Raw genomic sequence first — 6,104 nt, 5'->3', positions numbered from 1 at the left:
GGCATGGTGGTCGGCGCGATATCCCTGGTGCTGCTGCCGTTCCTCTTCTACTTCAACGGCGACGACCCGGGAACGTGGATCGGGGGGGCGGTCAGCGGGCGGCCCCGCGGCAGCGGAGGCCGGGGTGGCGCGACTCTCGGCCGGGTCGGCGAAGTCGCCGCCGGCGGCGGACGGTCGGAGGTCCGGCCGGGGGTCCTGGTGCGGCTCCCCATTACGGGAGCCGTCCGCCGCGGCGGTGCCGGTCGCGGGTTCCTCCGCGAAGGCGGCGTCCTGCGGGACGGAGGACTCCTCCAGCCGTACCACCGCCTCGGCCAGTCGGCTCGGCATGGCGTAGCCGGTTCCGGGCTCCTCGCCGCGCGGCTGGACGGTCGCCTCGTCCAGGAAGTGGCAGCCGTCGCGCTGAACGGCGGTCAGGACGTCGGCCACCCAGATCCGGAACGGGTCGGCGCCGGCCCCCGTACCACCGGCGAGCGCCAGCATCATGACTACGGAGAGGTCAACCAACTCCGTCGTGCCGGTCCAGCCGGGGCCGGTCGCAGCAGCGACCCCGAACCGGCCGGTGAGGTTCGCCAGCGTGTCGCGGCGAGCGCCGGGAACACCCCGGGAGGCGGCAGAATCACACTCCGTGACGCCTAGATCGGTGACGGGGAACCAGTGGCTCCCGTCGGGCAGGGTCAGCCTCCGGAGACGGCGGCCGGTCGCGGCAAAGACGAGGTCATCGACGTCGATGGCGTCCCTGGGCTGCGCCGCGGCGGGGTTCGTGGGCTCTTCGTCCATGGCGGGCACGCTAGGAAGTATCCCCGTTTCACTGCCCCGGACGAGCGAATCTTCAGCTCTTCGAGTGAATTTGTTGCACGCCTGTCACCACGCGCGGTAGCTACCGCCCCGTCCCGTCACCGCGTGCGCGCCGCCCGTCACGAGAGCTTCGCGATCCGCATGCGCCCCCCTTGTGCGCCGGTTGCGCTCCGGCGCTCACTCTCACTCACCGTCACTCCCCCGGGCCGTCAACTCCGTTGCAGCCGGGCTGCGTTCACCGGAGTCACGCCGCAGCGAGCGGCGGACGCCGAGCAGTGCGGCAACCCCGCCGACGACCGCGCCGACCGCCCCGCCGATCCACGTTCCCGGGTCGTCGCCGTTGAAGTAGAAGAGGAACGGCAGCAGCACCAGGGATATCGCGCCGACCACCATGCCGATGCGGCTGCCGCGGCTGAGGTAGGTCCGGTTGCGCGGTCCGGCGGGCGGGTCGGGCACTGCCGCCCCGGGGCCGAGCGAGGCGGCGAGGGGACGCTTGTAGTAGGTGACGAACTTCCAGCTGCCGCAGGGTTCCCAGCCCTCCGGAGCGAGCAGCGCGGTGCGCTCGTCACGGCGCCGACGGGAGACCACCTCCCGGCGGTACTCCCACGCCATGGCGGCCTTCCGGTCGCGCCGCGCGACGAACCGGCCGAACCGGTCGAGTTCCCGGATCTCCCAGCCCTGCCGGCCGTACCGGTCGAGCACGGCGAGGTCGCTGTCGTAGTCCGCCGACCACCGCCATTCCTCCGCGTCCTCGGCGGGGCTCTCCCCGTCGTCACCGGCGGCGGCGCCCGGGGCGGCGGTGAGGGAGGCGGCGAACTCGGCGAGCGGGCCGAACTCCTCCTCGGCCCGGGCACCCACCGAATCGAGGTGGTCGATCAACTCGCCCACCACCGCCTCGATCTGGGGCTCCGGCATGCGGTCCGCGCGCAGCAGCTCCGCGAGATCCGTGAGATAGCGGTCGTCGGCGTCGGTCGTCATCACTCGCGTGTCCCCTTCGTCCCCGTGGCCGGAAGCCCGGCCAGCACCGCCCGGGTGGTCGCGTGGAACTCGTCCCAGGCGGCGGTGTGTTCGGCGAGCTGCTGCTCCCCTTCCGGCGTGAGCCGGTAGTAGCGGCGCCCCGGGCCGCGCTCGGCGGCGCGGTACTCGGCGGCCACCAGCCCGGCGGTCTCCAGCCGGTTGAGCACCGGGTAGAGCGTTCCGCCGCGGATCTGGCCGAGCCCGGCGCCGTCCAGCCGCCGGGCGATCTCGTAGCCGTAGCTCTCGCCGCCGGTGAGACAGCCCAGCACCAGCAGGTCCAGGACGCCCTTGAGCCAGCTCGCCCTTCGGTCAGTTGCCATACCTAGATAGAACCACAGGCTAGTCAGCACCACAACCTACGTCGCACAGCAGACTCCCGCTGTCGCGGAGCCCGCAGGCACCGCTCGCAGGCACCGAGGCGTTGACCGGACCACCGGACGACACGCCGGAACGCATCCCTCGCACGGCCTATCCGGTAGACGTTTCACAGCAGAACGACGACGGCGCGCGACGAAGTGGGACGCACCATCTCGTGACATCCCGTTGATCCGCCTGCCGCCTGGGGGCGGGCAGCCGTAGGAGCCGGGGCGGTGCCCTGGTGGTCTTCGACGAGGAGGGAAGAGCGGTGGAGCCGATTCGCAGGTTGACGAGGATCTGCGGGCAATCTCCTCGACCATCCTGCACACGGGGCCGGGACCACGCTCAGCTCACCACCGAGGACGTCCTCCAGCTGCGGGCCCTCGGGCGGCGGAAGACCGGTGAGGCTGACGTGGGTACCCACGTCGCCTGGGCACTGCTGCGGGGCGCCGGTGTCATCGAATCAAAGGACACCACAAGGACGCGCTGCCCACCGCCGAGCTGGTAGACGCCCACAACATCCAGTCCACGCAGTTCCGCAACCTGCTCGTCCGCTACCTCGAAGAACGCCCCCGGGATCGACCACGACACCGTCCGACGCCTGGTACGCGAACTGGCCGGCGTGTTCTGGGCGGACATCGAGGCACACCACCCCGGCATCGACACCCTCCGTCTGCCCGACGAGTCGTCGACGGCTGGGAACAACGCCTGGTCACCTGCACCACCGCCTCAACCAGACGAGGGAAAGCCCCAGCCCCAAGGCTGATCACCGGCCCCGCCCCAGGCGGGACCGCTCTCATCCAAGGAGATCTACCTTGATCATTTTCTTGATCCGGTCGGCTGAAGGCAGTGGGGTCGCCATGAGTGCGAGCGCTGTCGGGGACGACCTCAGTCGGACAACGCGACAGTCGACCACATGCCGAACCACTGTTCGGCGCCCCAATCCTCGTACCGTTGCACCTCGGTGAACCCCAGCTTCGCCGCGAGCCGCATCGAGCGCTCGTTGGCGGTCTGCGTGGTGAGCACCACCGGATCGCCGGGCAGCGCTCCGGCGCACCACTCGAGTGCCGCCGCGCACGCCTCCGCGGCAAACCCGTGTCCCCACGCCTGCGGGAGGAACATGTAGCCGAGCTCGACCTCCGAGGCGCCGGGCCGGACGTGGACCGGATGCTCCGGGTCGCGCCGTTCGAGCGTGACAATCCCGATCATCGCCCCGTCGAGACCGACGACGAAGAGGCCAGGGCGCCGCTTGGGCGCCTCGGGCAGCGCACGCTCGAACTCGTCACGCTGTCGAGGGCCACCGACGTAAATACCCACCTCGGGCGAAGTGAACAACTCGACGATCGCAGCGCGGTCCCTGGCCTCGGGCTCACGGAGCACGAGCCGCTCGGTCCTGATCGGGGCAGGCGGCCAGGCGACAGGGCCCAACTCAGTCATGAAAGCCAGCCAAGCAGCAGCATCGTCAGCGATCAAGACTCGTGGACCGGTCAACCCGCCTGCCCGGGGCTCCCCTTGGACGTCGGAAGGCAGCACAAGTCGACGTCGGGGCTCTCAGCTCGGACGAGGCCGCAGGCACCGGCCGAGGGCACCGGCCGCAGCATCCGGGACGGCGACGTGCCGGAACGGCAACAGGGTTCGGCGTGCCGCACGGCGGCGGCCGATCATCGGCGGAGCACCGACCCCCGGGAGGAATCCGTGACACCCGCCCCATCCGCGCCGCCCGTCCGCCGACTGATCGCCTCGCCCGCGGGCCGCACCCATCTCGTGGAGCAGGGCCGGGGCCCGCTGGTCCTGCTGCTGCACGGCTTCCCCGAGACCTGGCGGTCGTGGCGCCACCAGCTGCCGGCGCTCGCCGCCGCCGGCTACCGCGCCGTCGCGATGGACACCCGGGGCAACGGGCGCTCCTCACGGCCCGCCGACCCGGCCGCCTACCGCGCGACCGCGCTGGCCGAGGACGTCGCGGCGGTGGTGCACGCCCTCGGGGAGCGGCAGGCCGTGCTCATCGGGCACGACTGGGGAGCGACCGGCGCCGCGCACACCGCGCTGCTGCACCCGGGACTCTGCCGGGGCGTCGCCCTGCTCGGGGTCCCGTACACGCCGCCCGGCGGCCCGCGGCCGAGTGAGGTCTTCGCGGGCATGGGCGGCGAGGAGGAGTTCTACGTCTCCTACTTCCAGGAGCCGGGCCGCGCCGAGGCCGAGATGGAGCCGGACGTGCGGGGCTGGCTGGCGGGGTTCTACGCGGCGCTCTCCGGCGACACCGCGCCGGGGCCCGGAGCCCCCGACCCGCACTTCGTCACCCGCGACGGCGGGACCCTGCGGGAGCGTTTCCCGGCCGGGGCCGCGCCCGGCTGGCTCTCCGAGACGGAACTGGACGCCCACGCAGCGGAGTTCGAGCGGACCGGCTTCACCGGCGCGCTCAACCGCTACCGGACCATGGACCGCGACTGGGCGGAGCTGGCGCCGCTCGCCGGCGCCGCGATCGAGCTGCCCTCGCTCTTCGTCGGCGGCGAGCACGACGCCTCGCTCCGCTGGCTCGCCGACGCGGTCGCGGCGTTCCCCCGGACGCTCCCCGGGCTGCGCGGCAGCCACGTCCTCGCGGGGTGCGGCCACTGGGTGCAGCAGGAGCGGCCGGACGAGACCAACCGGCTGCTCGTCGACTGGCTCGACGCCCTGCCGCACTGACCTCGGCCCGGCCGTCCCGAGCAGCCGTCCGGGAGCCGTCCCGAGCCGCCGCCACGGTCCCCGCTCCCGAGCCGCCGTCACGGCCTCCCCGCTCCGGTACCGGCCGCAGCGGCACACACGACGGGCCGGCGCGCCCCGCAACGGGGTGCGCCGGCCCGGCACCGTCCGCCCCCGGCCGGGGGCGGGGCGGCTCAGTTCATGCGGTCACGAATCCAGACGCCGGCCTCCTTGAGCCCGGAGGTGCCGGCCCAGGGGCCGCCGGCGGCGCAGACCCCGACGTTGAACACGGCGCCCGAGCGCCAGTCGTCGGAGAAGTTCCAGTTGATCCAGCTGATGTTCTTCTCGGCCATCAGGTCGAGGTAGCGCTGCGACATGGTGAAGTCGTTGGCGCCCTCGCCGGAGTAGTCCTGCGTGCCGAACTCGGTGACGAAGACAGGCAGTCGGTCGGAGGCGCGGTCCAGCGCGTTGAGGTAGTAGTCGCCGTGCGAGGCGGCGTAGAAGTGGAAGACGTACATGATGTTGTCGGCGTCGACCGGGTTGTTGACGATCTCCTGCTCGTCGGAGCCCTCGGAGAGCCCGAAGGACGACCAGGCGCGCGTGCCGACCAGCACCACCGCGTCGGGGTCGCCGGCGCGGACCACCGGGATGACCTCCTCGGCGTAGCTCTTGATCGACGACCAGCTCACGCCGTTGGGCTCGTTGGCGATCTCGTAGAGGATGTTGTCCTGGTCGCCGTGGCGGTCGGTGATGTCGGTGAAGAACTTCTTGGCGCGCTCGGTGTTGGCGTTGGGGTCGCCGGGGCTCAGCTGGTGCCAGTCGACGACCACGTACATGCCGCGCTCGGTGGCCTGGTCGATGACGCGGCTCGCGATGTCGGTGAACCGCTCGGGGTCGGTCTCGTAGCCGCCCTCCTGGACGTAGGTGCTCACCCGCAGGACGTCGGCGCCCCAGTCGTCGGCGAGCGCGTCGAGGGAGCCGTCGGTGAGGCAGTGCTCGAACCACTGGGTGCCGTGGCTGCTCATCCCGCGCAGCTGCACCTCCTGGCCGTCCTCGCCGCACAGGCGTATGCCGCAGACCTCCAGGGCGCCGTGCTCGGCCAGCGGGGAGGCGGCGGGCGCCGCCGCGGCGGCGCCGGAGGGTGCCTCGGGCACGGACTGCCCGGTGTCGTCACCGGCGATCGCGGTGTCGTCACCGGCGAGCGCCGTGCCGCCGACGGCGACGGCGCCGCCGGCCAGCAGGGCCACCGCGGAGGC

The 6,104-nt window shown here is 72.3% G+C and carries 5 protein-coding genes and 1 pseudogene; 1 reads left to right on the top strand and 5 read right to left on the bottom strand.

All coding sequences use genetic code 11. The features are described 5' to 3' along the window. The 4 genes and pseudogenes from HCN56_RS22660 to HCN56_RS22645 form a co-directional block, all read right to left on the bottom strand. Positions 1-777, bottom strand: a pseudogene (locus HCN56_RS22660) (hypothetical protein); the annotation flags it as partial. A gap of 201 nt (positions 778-978) precedes the next feature. Then, a complete protein-coding gene (locus tag HCN56_RS22655) occupies positions 979-1,773 on the bottom strand; it encodes a hypothetical protein (protein ID WP_167974070.1) in 795 nt (264 codons plus the stop codon). Next, a complete protein-coding gene (locus HCN56_RS22650; protein WP_167974069.1) occupies positions 1,773-2,132 on the bottom strand; it encodes a PadR family transcriptional regulator in 360 nt (119 codons plus the stop codon). Before HCN56_RS22650 ends, HCN56_RS22655 begins: the two co-directional genes overlap by 1 nt. A 925-nt stretch (positions 2,133-3,057) precedes the next feature. Then, the gene (locus tag HCN56_RS22645) at positions 3,058-3,606 is read right to left on the bottom strand and encodes a GNAT family N-acetyltransferase (RefSeq protein WP_167974067.1); all 549 of its coding nucleotides are present in this window, start codon (positions 3,604-3,606) and stop codon (positions 3,058-3,060) included. Between the two features lie 258 nt (positions 3,607-3,864). Here HCN56_RS22645 and HCN56_RS22640 point away from each other — a divergent pair, with 258 nt between their 5' ends. Continuing rightward, the gene (locus HCN56_RS22640; RefSeq protein ID WP_167974065.1) at positions 3,865-4,851 is read left to right on the top strand and encodes an alpha/beta fold hydrolase; all 987 of its coding nucleotides are present in this window, start codon (positions 3,865-3,867) and stop codon (positions 4,849-4,851) included. Positions 4,852-5,042: 191 nt separating this feature from the next. On the opposite strand, the gene HCN56_RS22635 is transcribed toward HCN56_RS22640, so the two are convergent. Continuing rightward, a complete protein-coding gene (locus HCN56_RS22635; protein WP_312871383.1) occupies positions 5,043-6,095 on the bottom strand; it encodes a glycoside hydrolase family 5 protein in 1,053 nt (350 codons plus the stop codon). Between the last annotated feature and the right edge of the window lie 9 nt (positions 6,096-6,104).

The sequence above is a fragment of the Streptomyces lonarensis genome (assembly GCF_012033735.1).
Classification (GTDB): domain Bacteria; phylum Actinomycetota; class Actinomycetes; order Streptomycetales; family Streptomycetaceae; genus Streptomyces; species Streptomyces lonarensis.
This window is presented reverse-complemented; position numbering and strand designations above follow the sequence as displayed.